We start from the raw sequence: 15,241 nt of genomic DNA, 5'->3' as shown, positions 1-15,241 counted from the left end.
TGACCGAATCACCGGGCAGCCGCGGACGCAACCGCTACAGATCGCTCAACGCGGACAGAACCCGTCCGATCCAGGCGAACAACCGCAGGACCTGTCGGAAGGGCCAGACCGCCACCCAGAAGACCGGTTCGAGCCACCGGAACGGGCCGAGGAGCCAGGCCAGGACCAGCGCGACCTCGTCCGGGTCCAGCGACCGCAGAACCCAGCACCACCCCCGGTGCCCCCACCTGCGGTGCAGCACGAACGACACCAACGTGGGCGGCATCGCCAGACCCGCCGCGAGCGCGAGCGCGGACGGCCCCATCAGCCAGATCCCGGCCGCCGCCCACAGCAGCCCGTACATCCCCCACTGGACGGCCAGGTCGCCCAGCAGCCGGCGCATCCCGCCTTCCGACCGGACGTGCCGCGCCAGACACGCGGGCCGGCGCGCGCACACGTCGGGCAACGAGGTGTCGAGGGGGATCGCCGGCCGCTCGGGCTGGGGCGGCACGGACGCCTCGGACGGGCCTTCTCTGCGGCTGAGCGGATGAAGAGCGTCGTTCATCCGCCCTGATCTACCAGTGCCTCCTTGTGATCCACTGGTGATCACCAGTCGGGCCCGGGTGCCCGCGGGTCATGGAGCACTCACTGGAAGGCGACCGACTCGATCCGGAGAGGCCGCGCGAAGTTGGTGCGGCGGCCAGGTGACACGACCTCTTCCGGTTCACCGTCGCAGTCCTGGTTGGTGTAGAGCGAGGCGATCCTCTGGCTGCGGTTCCCGGCCGATCGGGCTCGGAACGCTGCGTCGACGGTCACGCAGCCTGCTTCTTCGGGGGCCGGCACCGGCTGTACCTGGCCGGTCTGGTTGAGGCCGGACCACAGGTTCAGAGCATCGGCGGCTCGGGTGGCGGAGGCGCCGGGGGCGGCGCCGGAGAGGAGGGCTGCGGTCGCGAAGGCGGCGGCAGCGAGAGCGGACAGACGCATCAGGGGGATCTCCTTCGGTGGACGGCGAGACAACAAAATGTTACGCAAAGTAGTTGAATTATTACAGTGCGATGTCGCTTACCGTCTGGGCCTCTAATGGCATTCGAAGGATTTGACGCATTAGATCACGTACGGCTATAACTAACGCATCATTCCTAACAGAAGGCATTAGTGATGACGTATCCCCTGGTAGCCCGCACCGCCCATCGCACACTCGACGTCGACGGCGTCCGGGTCTTCTACCGCGAGTCACTGCCCGAACGGGCCGACGCGCCGGTGCTGCTGCTCCTGCACGGCTTCCCGTCGGCCTCGCACCAGTTCCGCCGCCTCATCGACGTGCTGGGCGCCCGCTACCGGGTGATCGCCCCCGACTACCCCGGATTCGGCCACACCGAGGCCCCGGCCGGCTTCACCTACTCCTTCGACCGGCTCGCCGACGTCACCGAGGGCTTCGTCCAGCGGCTCGGCCTGACCCGCTTCGTGATGTACGTCTTCGACTTCGGCGCCCCCGTCGGCTTCCGGCTCGCCGAGCGGCACCCCGAATGGATCGCCGGCCTGGTGGTGCAGAACGGCAACGCCTACACCGAGGGCCTGTCGGACGGAGCCCGCGACTTCGTCGCCCTGCGCCCCGAGGCCCCCGGCGCCGAGGACGCCATCCGCGACCTGCTCACCCTGCCCGGCACACGCGGCCAGTACGAGACCGGCGTCACCGACCCCGAGCTGATCGCCCCCGAGGGCTGGACCCTCGACCAGCACTTCCTCGACCTGCCGGGCCGCAAGGAGGCCCAGGTGGCCCTGGCGTTCGACTACCACTCCAACGTGGAGCGCTACGACCAGTGGCAGGCCTGGCTGCGCAAGCACACCCCGCCCACCCTCATCACCTGGGGTGTCAACGACCCGTTCTTCCCCGAGCCCGGCGCCCGCGCCTACCTGCGCGACCTGCCCGACGCCGAGATCCACCTGCTGGACACCGGCCACTTCGCCCTGGAGGACCACCTGCCCCACATCGCCCCGCTCATCGCCGACTTCCTGGACCGTGTGTGGGGCTGACCGGGCGGCGTCCCGCGGTGGGGCCGGCGGTGCTGTTCACGGTGGCGTTGACCACGATCACCACCGAGACGCTGCCGATGGGTCTGCTGCCGCAGATGAGCCACGGCCTCGGAGCCTCGCAGGACCTGATCGGCTGGCTGGTGGGCAGCTACTCACTGATCATCATCGCGGTGACCATGCCCCTCGCGACGGCGACCGCACGGCTGGACCGCCGCCGGCTGCTGGTGATGATCATGGGGTTGTTCGCCGTGGGCAACGCGCTGCTGGCCGTCGCCCCGAACTATCCCATCGCCCTGCTGGCCCGCCTGGTGACCGCCTCCGGGCACGGGGTGCTGTGGTCGGCCATGGCCGGGTACGCCGCCTCCCTGGTCACCCCCGACAAGGCGGGACGGGCGGTGGCCGTCGTGTTCGCCGGCAACTCGGCCGCGCTGACCGCGGGCGTCCCGCTGGGCACGCTCCTGGGCCAGGCGGCCGGATGGCGCACCGGCTTCGCGGTCCTGAGCGGCCTGTCGGTCCTGCTCATGGTCGCCGCGAGGAGCCTGCTGCCCGGACGGTCCGCGTCCCCCGCCCCCAGCGGGCTGCGGGAAGCACTGCGGCTGCCCTCGGTACGGATCGTCACGGCGGCCACGGCCCTGGTCATGCTGGGGCAGTTCACCCTCCACACCTACCTGGTGCCCTACCTCGGCGACGCCGATCAGAGCGGCACGGCCACCACGGCCGCGCTGTTCGTCTTCGGCGCCGCCGGAATCCTGGGAGTCTGGGCCGCCGGCCTGCTGGCCGACCGGGGAGCCGGCCGCTACCTGCTGGTCACGCTCGCCCTGCACGCGACCGCCGTCGCGGTGCTGCCGGTCACCGGCGGGGCGGTCACCATCGCCGCGATCGCCGTGTGGGGCCTGGCGTACGCGGCCCTGCCGACCCTGCTCCAGACCTTGGCGCTGAAGACGGCGCCGCACGCCGTCCCGGCCGCCTCCACGCTGTTCATCATCGCCTTCAACGTCGGCATCACCGCCGGCTCGGCGCTCGGCGGCCAGACCCTGAGGCACCTGGGCCCGGGGCCGCTGCCGGTCGCGGCCGTGCTCCCGGTCCTGGCCGCCGCGGTCACCGTCGCCGTGGGACTCCGCCGGGCGCGCAGGACACCTCACCTGGCGGTCGTCCGTCCCGGTGCGTGACCGAGGACGGACACGGTCGCCACCGGCGCGCCCTCTACCCTCGGGCGATGGTCGCTCCAGCGGGCTCCCGCCGTCCGGTCAGCCCAGGGTCCGGAAGAACGCCCGGAGGTCGGCGATCAGCAGGTCGGGGGTCTCCAGCGCGGCGAAGTGGCCGCCCCGCTCGAACTCCGTCCAGCGCACCACGTTGTGCGCCTGGTCGGCCAGCGGGCGGACCGAGAAGTCCGTGGGGGAGAGCGCGACCGCGGTCGGCACCGTCCCGCGCGCCTTCGGGGCCCACATGCTGAAGTCGTTGAAGCGTTCGTAGTAGGTGTGGGCCGCCGAGCCCGCGGTGCCGGTGAACCAGTAGATGCTCACGTCGGCGAGGATCCGGTCCCGGTCCACCGCGTCCTCGGGGAGTTCGGCGGCCGGGTCCGTCCAGTCCTTGAACTTCTCCACGATCCAGGCGAGCTGGCCGGCGGGGGAGTCGTGCAGCGCGGCCGCGACCGTCTGCGGGCGCGTGCCCTGGACCTGCATGTACGCGCCCAGCTTCGCCTGCCACTCCTGCATCCCGGCCAGCCGCGCGCGCTCGGCGTCGCTCAGCGAGCCCATGACCGCCGCATCGCCGCCGGGGAACGTGAGCAGGCCGTTGACGTGCACGCCGATGACATCGTCGGGCGCGGCGCGTCCCACCAGCGGGGCGATGAACGCGCCGACGTCGCCGCCCTGCACGCCGTACCGGTCGTGGCCGAGCCTGGACATCAGCTCCGCCATCGCCGCGGCGGTGCGGCCGTCCGTCCAGCCGGTGCCGGGCAGCGGGCCGGAGAAGCCGTAGCCCGGCAGCGACGGGACCACCAGGTGGAAGGCGTCGGCGGCCTCGCCGCCGTGGGCCACCGGGTCGGTGAGCGGGCCGATCAGGTCGAGGAACTCGACGACCGAGCCGGGCCAGCCGTGCAGCAGCAGGAGCGGGACGGCGTCGGGCTTGGCGGAGCGTACGTGCAGGAAGTGCACCTGCGTGCCGTCCACGACGGTGGTGAACTGCGGGTACGCGTTGAGCGCCGCCTCCTGGGCGCGCCAGTCGAAGCCGTCGGCCCAGTACGCGGCCAGCTCCCGCAGGTAGCCGGTCGGCACGCCGCGCTCCCAGCCGGTGCCGGGCACCTCGGGGGCCCAGCGGGTACGGCGCAGCCGTTCGTGCAGGTCGTCGAGGTCGGCCTGCGGGACATCGACGCGGTAGGGCTGGATGTCGTTCGTCATGTCCGTGACGGTATTGGGCATTGGTGTCAGCTTCGGGCACCAATGGCGGCCACAATGGTGCCCATGTTGGAGACCTCCGCCCGGCTGCTGCGCCTGCTGTCACTCCTTCAGGCGCGCACGGACTGGACCGGCGCCGAACTCGCCGACCGGCTGCGCGTCGGCCTGCGCACCGTGCGGCGCGACGTCGAACGGCTGCGCGAACTCGGCTATCCGGTGGACGCCACCCCGGGGGTGGCCGGCGGGTACCGGCTCGGGGTGGGGGCCGCGTTGCCGCCGCTGCTGCTCGACGACGAGGAGGCCGTGGCGGTGGCGATCAGCCTGCGTACGGCCGCGACCGGCAGCGTCGCCGGCCTGGAGGAGGGGGCGGTGCGGGCGCTGGCCAAGCTCCAGCAGCTCCTGCCCTCCCGGTTGCGGCACCGGGTGGAGGCGTTCCGCGCGGCGACCGTCGCGCTGCCCGGGGCGGCCGGTCCGGAGGTCGGCGCCGACCTGCTGGCCGCGATCGCCGCCGCGTGCCGCGACCTGCGCCGGGTGCGGCTGCGCCACCGGGGGCGCGACGGCGTCACCGTACGCGAGGTCGAGCCGCACCGGCTGGTGCACACGCCGCGCCGCTGGTACCTGGTGGCGTGGGACGTGGCCAAGGACGACTGGCGTACCTTCCGGGTCGACCGGATCGAGGAGCCGCTCGGGCCACCGGGGGCGCGCTTCACGCCGCGCCTGCCGTCGGAGGAGGACGTGGCCGCCCACGTCTCGCACGCCATCACCTCGGCGCCGTACGCGTACCAGGCCCGCGTTCTCTTCCACGCGCCGCTGGAGGCGGTGGCGCCGCGCACCTCACCCGCCGCCGGCCGGCTGGAGCCCGTGGACGCGCGCACCTGCCTCTTCACGGCCGGCTCGAACTCGCTGCACGAGCTGGCGGTGCACGTGGCGGCGAAGGGGTTCGACTTCGAGGTGCTGGAACCGCCGGAGCTGGTCCCGGTGCTGCGCGAGGTCCGCGACCGCCTCGACCGGGCCGTCTCAAGGGGAACCAGAAGATGGAGGTGATCGAGCGCGACCTGCTCGACGGCTAGACGGACCTGATGGCCGCCGCCCTGCGGCCGTACTCCGGGCTCACGCGGGAAGCCCTCCGGCTGCGCTGCGTCGGCGTGCTGGGCGCGGCCGAGGCCGGGTCACGGCTCCAGGGCCTGGCGGGCGCGCAGGGCGCGCAGCTTGTGACGGTTTCCGCAGCGTTCCATCGCGCACCAGCGGCGGGCGCCGGGCCGGGACGTGTCGACGAACACCAGCGGGCAGTTGTCGCCGGCGCACTCGCGGATGCGTCCGGCGAACGGCCCGGACAGCAGCTCGATCGTCTCCCGAGCCAGGGCCGACAGCGCCTGCGTGGCCCGCACCGGCGGCGCCCATCCGGCGGTGATGCCGTCGTCGGCCAGTTCGGGGACCGGCGGCGCCGCGCTCGCGGCCCGGTTGATGGTGGCGACCGCCTCCTTGGGAAGCGGGCGACCGGACGCCCGGGCGTGGGCCGCGTCCCAGATCGCCTGGCGCAGGGTCTTGGCCGCCGCCAGCTCGCGGGCGGTCACGGTGGCCGTCATGACCACCGCCAGTGGCGGCTGGGCCAGCCATTCGGCCAGGTCGGCGGGCTCGTGGAGGCTCTCGAAGATCGCGTATCGGCCCTCGCCGCCCGTGTGGGCGAAGTCGAGGCAGACGGCGCCGGCGTCGAACCGGAACGACCCGCCCTTGGGGTCGTGCAGGATCCGCCCGGTTGCGTTCAGTCGCATGACACCACTATAACTGGTGTCGCAACGAAACCCCTATAACCGGTTTCAAGATTCGAGGAGAGCGCACATGGGCGTACGGCACATCAACCCCCAGGGGCTCCACCGCAGCCCGGCCTTCAGCCAGGCCGTCGTGGTCGAACAGCCCGCCAAGACCATCTACATCGGCGGGCAGAACGGCGTCGGCGCCGACGGCAAGGTCGTCGGGCCCACGGTCGGCGACCAGGCCAGGCAGATCTTCCGCAACCTGGTGACGATCCTGGAGAGCGAGGGCGCGAGCCTGGCGAACATCGTGCACTGGCGCATCGCCGTGCTCGACGGTCACACCTTCGACGAGGGGGTGGCCGCCTTCCAGGAGGTGTGGAACCGGGCCGACCCGCCGCCCGCCATCACCGTCCACGTCGTGGCCGGCCTGGGCCCCGGGTTCCTCGTGGAGGTCGACGCCGTCGCCGTCGTGTGACGCCCTCGAAGGCGGGCCCGGTTCGCCGCCGGGCGCGACTCGGCGGACATTCCTCGCCGCCTCCGCGCCCACTGACGGCCGCACCTCACGAAGCCACGGTCCGCCGGACCGTCAACGAGATCTCGGATCATGGCGCACCACCGCCCGTGAGCGGCGTCCGATCGCCCGCCATGGAGTCCGACCTCCGCCTCGGGGCCGAGGGGCTGCAACGGTTGGTCAACGGCCACCTCCTCACCTTCGCCGGGTTCCTGCTGCCGGCCGGCCGACCTCTACGGACGCAGGCGCACGTTCGTTGCCGCGCCGGCGTTCCGGGTCTGCGCCGCGGTCGTCATCGCCGGAGCGGTGGCCGTGCTCACTCTGCCGAACACCTCGAAGGAACGCGCCTGACCCGCGTCCGTCGTCGGGCCCCGCTCACACAAGGCCCGTGAGCAGGGCGTCAAGACCCGCCTTCACGACGGACGCCGCACGCCCCCGGTGGGCGATCAGGTTGGCCGCGATCGGCGCGAGCAGGGCGTCGGCGAGGAACCCCGCGTCGGCCTCCGGCTTGATCCGTGCGATCAGCACGACCAGGTGCTGGTGGTACGCCTCGTAGGCGCCGCCGAAACGCGCGAACTCCCCGGCGGTCTCGGCCATCAGCAGCAGGTCGAGCTGGGCGAAGGTGCGATCGGTCAGCGCGTGCAGGAAGGCGCGGACCCGCTCGATCTCCGGCGCCCCGGGCCCCAGAGGGGGAGGGCCGGTCAGGAACGCCTGCTGGAACTCGCGCTCCTTCTCGTCGATGAGCGCGTACGCCAGCCCCGACCGGTCGCCGAACCGCCGGTACAGCGTGCCGATCCCGACGCCCGAGGCGGCCGCGACGTCGGCCATGGCCAGCCCCTTCATGCCCTCGGTGGCGACGATCTCCGCGGCCGCGGCAAGGATCTTCGCTCGGTTCCTGGCGGCATCGGCCCGCTCCTGTGGCACGTGTTCACCTTATCGGGCTGGAAAAGCGGAACGCGTTCCGTATATCCTCAACCGGAATCAGTTCCGGATAGTGGAGGACAGATGCTCAACGGCAAGAGCGCACTCGTCACCGGAGGCAGCAGGGGCATCGGCGCGGCCATCGCGCGCAGCCTGGCCGCGGCGGGCGCCGATGTGGCGATCACTTATGCGACGGCGGCGAGCTGGGCGGAGGGCGTGGTCCAGGAGATCGAGGCGCTCGGCCGCCGCGGCCTGGCCATGGCCGCCGACGCCGCCGACGCCGAGGCGCTCCAGGCGGCCGTCGCGCACACCGTCGCCACCTTCGGCCGCCTCGACATCCTGGTGAACAACGCCGGAATCGCCCCCTTCGGCCCGCTGGAGGACGTCTCCCTGGACGAAGTCGACCGCACCCTCGCCATCCACGCCAGAGCCGCCTTCCTCACGTCCCAGGCGGCCGCCCGTCACATGCGGGCCGGCGGACGGATCGTGAACATCGGCAGCAGCCTGGCCGAACGCGTCCCCTACCCCGGCTGGACCCTGTACTCGATGAGCAAGTCCGCACTGATCGGCCTCACCAAGGGCCTCGCTCGTGATCTCGGCCCCCGCGACATCACGGCCAACCTCGTCCACCCCGGCTCCACCGACACCGAGATGAACCCCGCCGACGGCCCCGACGCCGACGCCGAACGCTCCTACACCGCCCTCGGCCGCTACGGCACCCCGGACGACGTCGCCGCCACCGTCCTCCATCTGGCGGGCCCCGCCGGCCGTACCATCACCGGCACGTCCATCACCGTCGACGCCGGGACGACGGCCTGACACCCCGGCACGCGGAGGTCGCGCGCTGGTCGCCTCAGGGCAAGCGGACGGCTGGGCGCTGACGGTACGTCAAGAGGTCCATCCCGAGGACTTCTGTCAGCTCCGGACACTTCGGCAGGACCCTGGGTCGTGGCCGGCCGGACCCGTCGTCGCCACTGCCGGTCTTCACCGGACCGCGGTGAGGGCCGGCAGCCCGGCGTAGGCAGGCGGAGCCGGCGCGACACCCGCTCCCAACGCGCCCCCAACGCCCGCCCAACAGCCCCTCCTTAGCGTCTGTCCCCAAGACGATCAGGAGGTGACGGCATGCCCGCAGTGAAGGTCGCCGCACGCCGGCGGGGCTCGGCCCGGACAATGTCGTGGCGTGCCGCCGTCGCGGTGGCGGTGATCGCCGGCCTGGCCGGGTGCGGGGAAGGGGCGCACGCGCGGCCGGTCGCCAAGCCGGGGGCCCCGACGGCGCCGATCACCCCCGCGGACGAGGTGACGCTGAGCTGGGCCGAGTCCCTGCTCGTCCGCGACTGCATGCGGGACGCGGGGTTCGAGTACTGGGTGGAACGGCCGGCCGACCAGGACGGGCTGCTCCCGGTCGGGTTCGTGCTCGACGACGTGGAGTGGGCGCGCCGCAACGGGTACGGCACGCGGGCGCGGAACGCCGCCGTCGCGGCGCGGCAGCACAGCCGGAACGTCGCCTACGTCAACGGCTTGCCCGCCGCCCGCCGCATCGCCTACCGGGAGGCTCTGAACGGCGGAGCGGGGAACGAAGTGCTCAGCGTGAAGCTGCCCGACGGCCGCACGATCAACAACTCGCTCGGCGGATGCTCCGCCTCCAGCATCGCGCGGCTCTACGGGGACCGGGCCACCTGGTTCCGCGTCGACCGGCTGGCCATGAACATCACGCCGCTGGTGATGGGGCGACTGGTGAAGGACGCGCGGTACACGGCGGGGGTGAAGGCCTGGTCGGCGTGCATGCGCGAGCGCGGGCACGACTACGCCACACCGCCCGCCGCGCACCTGGCCGCTCCCGGGCTGAGCGTCGGTATGACGGCCGAGCGTGCCCACGCGACCGAGGTCGAGCTCGCGGTCGACGAGGCGACCTGCGCGCGCCGTACTGATCTGCGGGCCACCATGCGCGCCCTCGGCCGGGAGTACCGGCCCAAGATCGGCGCACGGTACGCCGCTGAGCTGGACCTCTACGACCGCATGCGCGGTGAGGCGCTCGCACGCGCCAGGAAGATCACCCGCGCCGAGCGGTGATCACCACTAAGACTCCGCGGCGCTGGGCCGCGGTAGGCACAACACAAGGAGAAAACCGATGCGCTTGACGCGTCTGGCGGCGGCCGCCGTGGCCCTTACCGCCGCTCTGGCGACGACCGGCCCCGCCTGGGCCTCGGAGGCGAGCACGTCGCAGCTCGCCGGCTGCTCCAGCGTCCGGGACGGGTGGAGCAACGGCAACGTCTTCGCCTTCAACCAGCCCAACTGCGGCGGGATCATGCTCGGCTACGCGGAGGGCAACGATTCCAACTGGGACGCGGCCGGCGGGGGCTTCGTCAATGCCGCCAACAGGGCCGTGTCCGTCCTCAACGACGGCGCCACCGATTCCAGCGGACTCACCGTGGTCGCGTTCTACGACAAGATCAACTATGACTACGTGTACGGCTACCGCTGCCTCGACAGGGGCGACTGGGTCCCCGACCTGTCGGGGCTGGTCTACTACCGGGCGGACCACCTCACGCCCGCCCTGGTGAAGAACACGATCTCGTCCCACCTGTGGGTGACGCGCGGCCAGTGCGCCGACGCGTCCATGATGGGCTGAGAGCTCGACCCGCGGGAGCCGGGACGTGCCGGGGCCGTTCCGGCTCTCTTCTTGATCACGCATCTGCTGTTTCCGACATACTTCGTGGAATGGATTTCGGGGTGCTTGGCCCAGTGACGGTTCAGGGCCATCCGATGGCGTCGGGCAAGCAGATGATCTTATTGGCGTCGTTGCTGTGTCACGCCAACGAGCCGGTTACGGGCGACGCCCTGACGGACGCGGCGTGGCCGCTCGCGCCGCCGTCGCCGAGCACCTTCCGCTGGCACCTGCATCGCCTGCGTGGCGTCGTCGGAGAACGGCTGATCCGCAGGGGCGACAGCCACCTGCTGGCGGTGGAGGACGGCGAACTGGACGCCGCCCGTTTCGAGGAGCTGGTGCGGCGCGCGGCAGCCGAGCCGCCCGAGCGCGCGTTGTCGTTGCTGGACAGCGCCATGGCCCTGTGGCGGGGCGAGCCCTACGAGGGGCTGCTCGATCTGGCGGTCGTCCGGGCGGAGGCCGCCCGGCTGGCGGAAGCCCGGCTGCTGGCCGTCGAGGCACGCGCACGTGTGCTGATGGAGCTCGGGCGCCCGGCCGAATGCGTGAGCGACCTGGCCGCCGCCGTGTCCGCCCATCCGCTGCGCGAATCGCTCGTCGAGTTACGGCTGCGGGCCCTGGCCGCCACCGGACGCCGTGGAGAGGCCCTTCGCATGTTCGACCAGACGCGCCGGCGCCTGCGGGACGAACTCGGCGTCGACCCCTCCGGCCCGCTGCGCCGCCTGCATGAGGACCTGCTCCACCACGATCCCGCGCCCCGGCTCCTGCCACCGGACATCCACGCCTTCACCGGCCGTACGGCGGAGCTGGCCGTCCTGGACGGCCTCCTGGACCGCCCCTGCGGCGTCGCCGTGATCAGCGGGGTCGGCGGAGTGGGCAAATCCGGGCTCGCCCTGCATTGGGCGCATCGCTCCCGTGACCGGTTCCCCGACGGGCAGCTCTACGCCAATCTCGGCGAGGACACCCCCGTCGAGGTGCTGAGCCGGTTCCTGCACGCCCTCGGAGCCGCGGTCGTCCCCGTCGAGCAGCACGCTCAGATCGCGCTCTATCGTCAGATGCTCGCGCACCGGAGGGTGCTGGTCATCCTCGACAACGCGCCGGATTCCGCGCGGGCGAGACCGCTGCTGCCCGGCGCGCCCGGGTGCGTGACGGTGGTCACCGGGCGGAGCAGGTTCGAAAGCCTGGTGGCCGACGTGGGCGCCCTGCCGATGCGGCTTGAGGAGATGCCTCTCGCCGACGCGGCGCTGCTGCTGTCCCGGATCGCCCGCATCGAGGTGTCCAAGGCGGCGCCGCTGGCCGAGCTGTGCGCCCAGCTCCCGCTGGCTCTGCGGGTGGCCGGAGCCAGGCTGCTGACCAGGCCGGGCTGGGGCGTCGAGACCCTGGCCGCCCGGCTGGCCGGTGAGCGTCGATTGAACGAGTTGCGCGCCGGTGAGCTGGACGTGCGGGCCACGCTGGAGGCCGGGTACGACGATTTGCCACCCGCCGAACGCACCCTGTTCGAACGGCTGGGGCTGCTGCGGGTGCCCACCTTCACCGCCTGGATGGGCGCCGCCCTTCTCGACGTGCCCGTGGCCGTCGCCGGTGACCTCCTGGAACGGCTGGCAGAGCGCCAGCTCCTGCAGCCGGACGGGTTCGACGGCGCCGGCCAGGAGCGTTATTGGTGCCATGACCTGATCCGGCTGCTGGCTCGTGAGCGCGCCGGAACCGGATCCGCGCAGGACACGATCGTGCGGCGATTCCTGTCCTGTCTGCTCTGGCTGTCACGGGAGGCGTACCTGCGCGAATACCGGGGCAGGTTCCGCCTCATCGAGAGCGACAGCCCGCTGTGGCAACCCAGCGGTGAGGTGGTGCCGGCCGACCCGATGTCCTGGATGGCCGCCGAGCGCGCCACCTTGTCGGCCGGCGTCCGCCAGGCCGCCGACCTCGGCCAGGCGAATCTCAGCTGGGGCCTGGCGCTGGCCGCCGTGCGGTTGTACGAGATCCACGGCCACCTCCTCGACTGGGTGCAGAGCTCGCAGGTGGCGTTGCGGTCCTGCCTGGACAACGGCGACGACCGTGGCGCGGCGGTGATGACCATGTCGCTCGGGACGGTCGCGGTGTTCCAGAAGCACCACGCCCAAGGCGTCACCCTGCTGACCCAGGCGCTGCCGTCGCTGGACGACGACGCCTTCCGGGCGCTGACACTCAGCAACCTCGCCATCGCCGAGCTGGCCCTGGGGCGGACCGAGGACGCGATCACCCACCTCACGGCAGCCGCAGAGCTGGCCCGCGCGGCGGGCGACGAGGTCATCGAGGCCGTCGCCCTCGCGCGCCTGGCCTTCCACCACGACGATCCGCGCCCGCTCCTGGACCGGGCCGGTGACCTCGCCGCAGGTCATCGGCGGGTGTCGCTGATGGTCCTGCTCTGCGATCTCCGCGTGACGCTGCGAACCCGCTGCCACACGCACGCGGACGTGCTGTCGAACCGCCTTCTGGCCGAGGTCCGGCTCTACGGTGATCGGGTGCTGGAACGGGAGGCACTGTGCCTGCGCGCCGACAGCCTCACAGCGCTGGGCCGTGCCGGTGAGGCCGCCGACTGCCTGCGCCGCGCCCACGAACTGGCCCTCGCCCAGCACGTCCTCCCCGAGGCCCGGCGGATCGCAGGACTCCTGGGCCGCTGACGCGCCTGCCCCGCGAACGGGGCGGACTGTGGTGCTACGGCAGGGCCCACTGATCGGTCCGGTTCGGGCCAGGCGGCTTGGCAGGAGCAGGATGAGGCTGTCGGAACAGGTCGGCGTGGAGGTGGGCGGAGAACTTCTCGCCGTCGAGGGGGCCGCCGGTGCCGCAGCGTGACGGCCTCGGCGAGGCGATCGCTTACCTGCCGGACGGCGACTCTTGGTCAACCGGCGGGTACGCCCGGTGGCGACAGTCCGGGACGCCTGGGGGAGCACTCATGACCACGATCACCTTCGACCACACAGCCACCGGCTACACCCTGGCCCAGGCCCGCCGCCTGGCCCACGCCGCCGCCCTGGCCTACAAGGACGAGCCCGAGGTCCGGGCCACCGTCAACAGCTGGGGCTTCGACCGCGTCAGGAGCTTCCGTGTCCCGCACGCCGCGCCGTTCCCGTTGGAGGACACCCAGGCGTATGTCGCCGCCGGCGACCACATGATCATCGTCGCCTTCCGCGGCACCCAGCCCGAGGAACTGCGCGACTGGCTCTCGGACGCCGACACCCTGCTCACCCCGTACACCGCCGCCGACGGCAACATCCACGCCGGCTTCTACCGCGCCTTGGACGTCGTGCATCCCGCCCTGCTGCGGACCCTGGAGGAATGGCACACCCCCGGCCACTCCCTCTGGTTCACCGGGCACAGCCTCGGCGGCGCGCTGGCCATGCTCGCCGCCGCCCGTACCCACTTCGAGGACCCCACGCTGCTGGCCGACGGCGTCTACACCTACGGCCAGCCCCGCACCTGCTGCCCCAAGCTGGCCGCCGCCTACGACCAGGCCTTCCGCGGCCGCACCTTCCGCTTCGTGAACAACAACGACATCGTCGCCCAGCTCCCGCCCGCCCCGCTGTTCGGCCACGTCGCCGAAGAACGCTACTTCGACGCCCACGGCAAGCTGCACGACAAGATGGCCCCGGTGGCGGGCCTGCTCGACCGGCTCGGCGGCGCCACCGCCGACCTGCTGGCCCCGGGCACCGACGGCATCCGCGACCACTTCATCAACGCCTACCTGACCAGGTTCGACGCCGCGGACCGGGAGGCGGCCTCAGGCCGGAAGCGCAAGACTCCCCTGCTGTCGGATTGAGCCCGTCAGCAGGGGAGCGGTTCGTGACGTACGCCAGGCGCCACCGAGCCTGCGGGTCAGCCGTGCCGGTGGGCCGTGGTCGATGTGCCCGTAGCGAGGCCTTTGGCCAGCAGCCACAGGGCGAAGACGACGGTCTGCAGGCCCAGTGGCGCGTTCATGGCCAGGTAGAGCGGCGTGACCACGTCGGTCAGGCCGAGCAGCACCGAGAAGCTCGCCAACATGGCCAGGGCGATTCCCAGGAATCCCCACCCGGACAACCACCGAGGGACGGATCTCGACCGCCACAGAATGCGGAACAACAGGAGGTCTCCGAGGCCCAGCGAGATGATCAACGCGACGTGGTTGACCAGGTCGCGTGCCGTCCGAAGCAACTCGTCCAGGAGCTCAAGGCCGGCCGCGTCCGAGGCGGCGGCCCGGGTGAACGCATGGCCCAGCACGAGGAACAAGGGCAGGATGATCACGCCCAAGAAGTGGAACGTCGCTGCGATCAGCCTGAACCCCAGGAAGCCCAGACTGAGCGTTTCGTTCTCCGCTCTCAACGCCGGATAAAGGCAGAGCGCGAACCCGACATAGGCGGGGATCATGATGGCCTGGGCGACCGCGCCGACGACGACCTGGCTCTCGTGCTCGGAAATGAGAGCGAGATGGCGTGGCTCCTCGATGACGGGAACGATGCTCAGCGCTCCGGCGATCATGCCGACGATGACCAGTGTTCCCGCAATCGCGGTTGCCCGCCTGTTTGTGTGCACGATGTTCGTCCTGTGATGTCGCGGTGACGCCGGCCGGGGTCAGCCTGTGGGCAGGTCCATGCGGAGGAACTCGGTGATGCGGAACAGCTGCGGTGGGCGTGCCACCTCGTCGGGAAGGGCCCGGAACGCCTCCTCCTTCCCGACGAGGCGTGGGGCGGTGAGTTCCACCTCTCGCCCGTCGACCCGGAGTCGCGCGCCTCTGGCCGCCAGGACGTTCCGCACCCAGTCGGAGCGCGATCCGTACACCAGGACGAACAGGTAGCCGCCCTCGACGGGATGCGCATCGAGCGGCGTGCGGTACGTGGCGCCGGACGTGCGGCCGACGTGAATCAGGACGGGCCATTTCCCGCCGGCTATCGCGCGGGGGTTGAACACCCTTTTGTTCACCTGCCCCCACCACCTCGGCATCGGCATCGAAATCCCCTTTCCGGCGGACGCG

General features: G+C 71.9%; 16 protein-coding genes. 9 read left to right on the top strand and 7 right to left on the bottom strand.

Annotated features, from left to right (window positions below; all coding sequences use genetic code 11):
• Window positions 1-34: 34 nt before the first annotated feature.
• Together ACIA8R_RS30830 and ACIA8R_RS30825 are read right to left on the bottom strand one after the other, a co-directional pair.
• Window positions 35-544: a hypothetical protein gene (locus tag ACIA8R_RS30830; protein WP_364093058.1), complete on the bottom strand. Its 510-nt coding sequence runs from the start codon at window positions 542-544 to the stop codon at window positions 35-37.
• 80 nt (window positions 545-624) lie between these two features.
• On the bottom strand, window positions 625-963 hold the full coding sequence (locus tag ACIA8R_RS30825; protein ID WP_397041597.1) for a peptidase inhibitor family I36 protein: 339 nt from the start codon (window positions 961-963) through the stop codon (window positions 625-627).
• Between the two features lie 174 nt (window positions 964-1,137).
• Here ACIA8R_RS30825 and ACIA8R_RS30820 point away from each other — a divergent pair, with 174 nt between their 5' ends.
• Window positions 1,138-2,013, top strand: a complete 876-nt coding sequence (locus ACIA8R_RS30820) for an alpha/beta fold hydrolase (RefSeq protein WP_397041596.1) — start codon at window positions 1,138-1,140, stop codon at window positions 2,011-2,013.
• Window positions 2,004-3,182 carry an MFS transporter gene (locus ACIA8R_RS30815; RefSeq protein ID WP_397041595.1) on the top strand — a complete coding sequence of 393 codons (1,179 nt, stop codon included), beginning with the start codon at window positions 2,004-2,006 and terminating at the stop codon, window positions 3,180-3,182. The genes ACIA8R_RS30820 and ACIA8R_RS30815 overlap by 10 nt, the downstream gene beginning before the upstream one ends.
• Window positions 3,183-3,260: 78 nt before the next feature.
• Here the strand turns inward: ACIA8R_RS30815 and ACIA8R_RS30810 are convergent, their stop codons facing one another.
• Window positions 3,261-4,412: an epoxide hydrolase family protein gene (locus ACIA8R_RS30810; protein ID WP_397041594.1), complete on the bottom strand. Its 1,152-nt coding sequence runs from the start codon at window positions 4,410-4,412 to the stop codon at window positions 3,261-3,263.
• A gap of 63 nt (window positions 4,413-4,475) precedes the next feature.
• Here ACIA8R_RS30810 and ACIA8R_RS30805 point away from each other — a divergent pair, with 63 nt between their 5' ends.
• Window positions 4,476-5,453 (top strand): helix-turn-helix transcriptional regulator, encoded by a 978-nt coding sequence (locus tag ACIA8R_RS30805; protein ID WP_397041593.1) that lies wholly within the window; start codon window positions 4,476-4,478, stop codon window positions 5,451-5,453.
• A 125-nt stretch (window positions 5,454-5,578) separates the two neighbouring features.
• Here the strand turns inward: ACIA8R_RS30805 and ACIA8R_RS30800 are convergent, their stop codons facing one another.
• The gene (locus ACIA8R_RS30800; RefSeq protein WP_397041592.1) at window positions 5,579-6,181 is read right to left on the bottom strand and encodes a CGNR zinc finger domain-containing protein; all 603 of its coding nucleotides are present in this window, start codon (window positions 6,179-6,181) and stop codon (window positions 5,579-5,581) included.
• Between the two features lie 67 nt (window positions 6,182-6,248).
• Here ACIA8R_RS30800 and ACIA8R_RS30795 point away from each other — a divergent pair, with 67 nt between their 5' ends.
• A complete protein-coding gene (locus tag ACIA8R_RS30795) occupies window positions 6,249-6,638 on the top strand; it encodes a RidA family protein (protein WP_397041591.1) in 390 nt (129 codons plus the stop codon).
• Between the two features lie 411 nt (window positions 6,639-7,049).
• Here ACIA8R_RS30795 and ACIA8R_RS30790 read toward each other — a convergent pair whose 3' ends face one another.
• Complete coding sequence (locus ACIA8R_RS30790; protein ID WP_397041590.1) at window positions 7,050-7,598, bottom strand: TetR/AcrR family transcriptional regulator; 549 nt, start codon at window positions 7,596-7,598, stop codon at window positions 7,050-7,052.
• Window positions 7,599-7,679: 81 nt separating this feature from the next.
• On the opposite strand from ACIA8R_RS30790, the gene ACIA8R_RS30785 reads away from it, so the two are divergent.
• From ACIA8R_RS30785 to ACIA8R_RS30765, 5 genes are all read left to right on the top strand, one after another.
• Window positions 7,680-8,414: an SDR family NAD(P)-dependent oxidoreductase gene (locus tag ACIA8R_RS30785; protein ID WP_397041589.1), complete on the top strand. Its 735-nt coding sequence runs from the start codon at window positions 7,680-7,682 to the stop codon at window positions 8,412-8,414.
• Window positions 8,415-8,717: 303 nt separating this feature from the next.
• Window positions 8,718-9,665 (top strand): hypothetical protein, encoded by a 948-nt coding sequence (locus ACIA8R_RS30780; RefSeq protein WP_397041588.1) that lies wholly within the window; start codon window positions 8,718-8,720, stop codon window positions 9,663-9,665.
• Window positions 9,666-9,723: 58 nt separating this feature from the next.
• Complete coding sequence (locus ACIA8R_RS30775; protein WP_397041587.1) at window positions 9,724-10,224, top strand: hypothetical protein; 501 nt, start codon at window positions 9,724-9,726, stop codon at window positions 10,222-10,224.
• A gap of 101 nt (window positions 10,225-10,325) precedes the next feature.
• Window positions 10,326-12,917 (top strand): BTAD domain-containing putative transcriptional regulator, encoded by a 2,592-nt coding sequence (locus ACIA8R_RS30770; protein ID WP_397041586.1) that lies wholly within the window; start codon window positions 10,326-10,328, stop codon window positions 12,915-12,917.
• A 272-nt stretch (window positions 12,918-13,189) separates the two neighbouring features.
• Window positions 13,190-14,053, top strand: coding sequence for a lipase family protein (locus ACIA8R_RS30765; RefSeq protein ID WP_364093098.1), 864 nt, complete (start codon window positions 13,190-13,192; stop codon window positions 14,051-14,053).
• Window positions 14,054-14,109: 56 nt separating this feature from the next.
• On the opposite strand, the gene ACIA8R_RS30760 is transcribed toward ACIA8R_RS30765, so the two are convergent.
• Together ACIA8R_RS30760 and ACIA8R_RS30755 are read right to left on the bottom strand one after the other, a co-directional pair.
• Window positions 14,110-14,802 (bottom strand): DUF4386 domain-containing protein, encoded by a 693-nt coding sequence (locus tag ACIA8R_RS30760; RefSeq protein WP_397041585.1) that lies wholly within the window; start codon window positions 14,800-14,802, stop codon window positions 14,110-14,112.
• Between the two features lie 39 nt (window positions 14,803-14,841).
• Window positions 14,842-15,189, bottom strand: a complete 348-nt coding sequence (locus ACIA8R_RS30755) for a nitroreductase family deazaflavin-dependent oxidoreductase (protein ID WP_397041584.1) — start codon at window positions 15,187-15,189, stop codon at window positions 14,842-14,844.
• Between the last annotated feature and the right edge of the window lie 52 nt (window positions 15,190-15,241).

It is taken from the genome of Nonomuraea sp. NPDC051191 (assembly GCF_044455665.1).
In the GTDB taxonomy this organism is placed as follows: Bacteria; Actinomycetota; Actinomycetes; order Streptosporangiales; family Streptosporangiaceae; genus Nonomuraea.
Note: the sequence above shows the minus strand (reverse complement) of the source record. Positions and strands in the feature narration are given on the sequence as shown.

Excerpts from the sequence above, each read along its gene's own strand:
- ACIA8R_RS30810 (WP_397041594.1), bottom strand. The coding sequence starts at position 4,412 with ATGACGAACGACATCCAGCCCTACCGCGTCGATGTCCCGCAGGCCGAC.
- ACIA8R_RS30785 (WP_397041589.1), top strand. The coding sequence starts at position 7,680 with ATGCTCAACGGCAAGAGCGCACTCGTCACCGGAGGCAGCAGGGGCATC.
- ACIA8R_RS30765 (WP_364093098.1), top strand. The coding sequence starts at position 13,190 with ATGACCACGATCACCTTCGACCACACAGCCACCGGCTACACCCTGGCC.
- ACIA8R_RS30820 (WP_397041596.1), top strand. The coding sequence starts at position 1,138 with ATGACGTATCCCCTGGTAGCCCGCACCGCCCATCGCACACTCGACGTC.
- ACIA8R_RS30800 (WP_397041592.1), bottom strand. The coding sequence starts at position 6,181 with ATGCGACTGAACGCAACCGGGCGGATCCTGCACGACCCCAAGGGCGGG.
- ACIA8R_RS30830 (WP_364093058.1), bottom strand. The coding sequence starts at position 544 with ATGAACGACGCTCTTCATCCGCTCAGCCGCAGAGAAGGCCCGTCCGAG.
- ACIA8R_RS30780 (WP_397041588.1), top strand. The coding sequence starts at position 8,718 with ATGCCCGCAGTGAAGGTCGCCGCACGCCGGCGGGGCTCGGCCCGGACA.
- ACIA8R_RS30825 (WP_397041597.1), bottom strand. The coding sequence starts at position 963 with ATGCGTCTGTCCGCTCTCGCTGCCGCCGCCTTCGCGACCGCAGCCCTC.
- ACIA8R_RS30805 (WP_397041593.1), top strand. The coding sequence starts at position 4,476 with ATGTTGGAGACCTCCGCCCGGCTGCTGCGCCTGCTGTCACTCCTTCAG.
- ACIA8R_RS30775 (WP_397041587.1), top strand. The coding sequence starts at position 9,724 with ATGCGCTTGACGCGTCTGGCGGCGGCCGCCGTGGCCCTTACCGCCGCT.
- ACIA8R_RS30795 (WP_397041591.1), top strand. The coding sequence starts at position 6,249 with ATGGGCGTACGGCACATCAACCCCCAGGGGCTCCACCGCAGCCCGGCC.